The following is a 2,502-nucleotide window of genomic DNA, read 5'->3' as shown; positions in this document are numbered from 1 at the left end:
ATGAAACAGTTAAATGCTCCAAGACTATCAGGCAACCAGGATCGTCCCATATCGATAGCGATAGCCAGGCTGCCCGCCTTCAGCTTCCACGCATCGAGGAACGGCTCCATACCTGCGACACTCGGAACGGTCGAGACAACGATGTCGCATTGGAGGACATCATCTGGACTGGTGGTGGTTCGACCGCTGGCGCCGTTTGCGTCGGCGTGCGCAGCGAGCGATACCGCGGACTCGATGCGGCGATCGAAGCATACGATGTCAGTCAAGCCCGGAAGCAAATCTCGCAGTGCCGTCAGATGCCCGTATGCCTGTGCCCCACATCCTACGAAGCCTAGCGAAGTGCTAGCTGGTGATGCAAGGTACTCAGACGCTAGGGCAGACATGGCAGCGGTCCTCATGACTGTGAGGCGGTTGCCATCCACGACTGCGAGCGGCAATCCGGTTTCACCGTCGCCGAGGATGATCAGGCCATTAACATTCGGCAGTCCTCGCTGAGAGTTCGTTCCTACGACACTCACCCACTTTACAGCCGCGAAAGGAGGTTCGTTGCAAACCGCAGCCATCGTCTGAAAATATCGATCTGGTGCGGCTCTCACTGTCTGCTTGGAAGGGATCCGCAGTTCACTTGAACTATAGGCTTCAAATGCCTTTCGAAGCACCGCCCGCAGATCAGATGGCGAGATGTTCAATTGATCTATGTCTGATGCATTCAGGTATAAGATGTCGTCTGTCATTTAGTCCCCCTGGCCGCTCGGCGTTGATCCAAGTTCCGCTGCTCTACCAAGTTCCAATGATCGGTGAAAAGCTGCCTTGGCAGTGCGCATTATGAGTGCGGAGAGTGCGCTTTCTGCCGTAAGGACCGACATAGCCGCCGCAGTGGTGCCGTTGGGGCTTGTAACTTGCCGTCGAAGCTCCGCTGGGTCGTCGTTAGATGCAAAAGCTAGAGCCGCAGCACCGTGGACGGTCTCTTTGGCAAGTTTGCTTGCTATCTCCGCCGGCAGACCTAGTTCACGAGCCGCGTCACTCAAGCACTCGATGAGGTAGAAAATGTATGCCGGCCCCGACCCGCTTATTGCTGTGGCCGCGTCTATAAGGTCTTCTCGTGTGACCTGATGAACCGCACCGCCGGCTTTGAAGAGAGATACGACGTTCTCAAGCTCGCCGTCTTCTACAGCACTATCGGCAAAAATAATCGTTGACCCTTTTCCGATAGCGGTCGGGGTGTTCGGCATCGCACGCACGATACGCGGAGATCCAAGCAATAGTTTCAACTTCCCAGAGGGAACGCCCGCCGCGATGCTCACGAAAACGGCGCCATCTGAAAAGCGCTGATAGGGAGGTAGCTCATTTTCGAAAACTTGAGGCTTAACTGCGAAGACGACGAGTCCTGCTTTCGCCGGTAGCGTCTCCCAGGTCTCATGGGTATTCACGCCCAGCGCTACGGCTCTCTCCCGCAGAACTGTGACTGGCTCGACGACGTGGACAGCGACGGCATCGACAGTAGACGTATCGACCCATCCCCGAAGCAGTGCATAGCCCATGTTGCCGCAACCGACGAGTATAAAGGGTTCATCTAGTTTGATTGATGTGCGGTTCATATTACCATTCCCCTGTCCCGCCCCCGCTCTTGCGCCCCGGACGCAAAAATCAAGGCCTCGATTCTCAAGCTTGCATTCCGCGCAGTGGGGCTGCAGGTCTAATGCCCCAGCCTAAGCGCGAGCTTGCTCTTTTGCTGCCAGCCGATCCCAGCAATCGTTTAGATCTTTGGGAAGCAAATGTTTCATGATCCTCTGACTTGGCGTGCGCTCAAATTCCTTCACCACTGCGATGTAGCGAGGGTTCTGGTAGGAGGCGAGGCGATCGGAAAGCCAGTGAGATAGATGCTCAGGCTCGATAACTTTTCCGTTCTTCGCTTTCACGAACAATTTGATGTCCTGCTCACCCACATCGGCAGCTACTCCGATCATGGCGCAGTCTTCAACAGCCGGATGATTACCCGCGACATGCTCCACTTCCCAAGCAGAAACATTCTCTCCCTTACACCGGACGCTGTCTGTCATCCGGCCGTGGAACCACAAGTTTCCGTCTCCGTCTAACGTGCCTGCGTCTCCAGTGCGAAGGGCGCCGTTTACGAGCGCTTTTCCCGTTGCTTCCTGGTTGCGGAGATAACCCTTGAAAAGAGCGCCCTCGAGCGAGGATCTGACCACGATCTCTCCTCGATTGCCGCTGGCAACAGGGTTGCCCAGCTCATCCTCGATCGAAACAGAAAACCAGGGCATCGACTTTCCGACGGAGCCAACGACACCTTTCGTGTTGCTGGTTGTAATACTCGAGGCTTCGGTCATTCCATAGCATTCCCGGATCTCGACACCGAAGCGATCACGAAATTCCGGCCAGACGTCTTTGGGGCACCCACCACCCCACGCGACCCGAACAGAATGTTGACGATCAAGCGGACTCTCCGGCTGTTTCAGCAAAATCTGAAGAATGCCACCCAGATAA

3 protein-coding genes are annotated in these 2,502 nt (G+C 55.6%); all 3 read right to left on the bottom strand.

Features of this window, described 5'->3' with window-relative positions; all coding sequences use genetic code 11:
* Positions 1 to 734 (bottom strand): ornithine cyclodeaminase family protein (locus tag A3AY_RS0128435; protein WP_018329072.1); only part of this gene is annotated, 734 nt, incomplete at its 3' end.
* Positions 735 to 1,598, bottom strand: coding sequence for a pyrroline-5-carboxylate reductase (gene proC, locus A3AY_RS0128430; RefSeq protein ID WP_018329071.1), 864 nt, complete (start codon positions 1,596 to 1,598; stop codon positions 735 to 737).
* A gap of 111 nt (positions 1,599 to 1,709) precedes the next feature.
* On the bottom strand, positions 1,710 to 2,502 hold a 793-nt coding region (locus A3AY_RS0128425), incomplete at its 5' end, for an AMP-binding protein (protein ID WP_018329070.1).

The organism is Rhizobium giardinii bv. giardinii H152 (assembly GCF_000379605.1).
In the GTDB taxonomy this organism is placed as follows: domain Bacteria; phylum Pseudomonadota; class Alphaproteobacteria; order Rhizobiales; family Rhizobiaceae; genus Pararhizobium; species Pararhizobium giardinii.
The sequence above is the reverse complement of the archived record's forward strand: the minus strand, read 5'-3'. Positions and strand labels throughout refer to the sequence as shown.

What these genes read in the sequence shown, in the direction of transcription:
- proC (WP_018329071.1), bottom strand. Translation starts at nt 1,598, where the DNA reads ATGAACCGCACATCAATCAAACTAGATGAACCCTTTATACTCGTCGGT.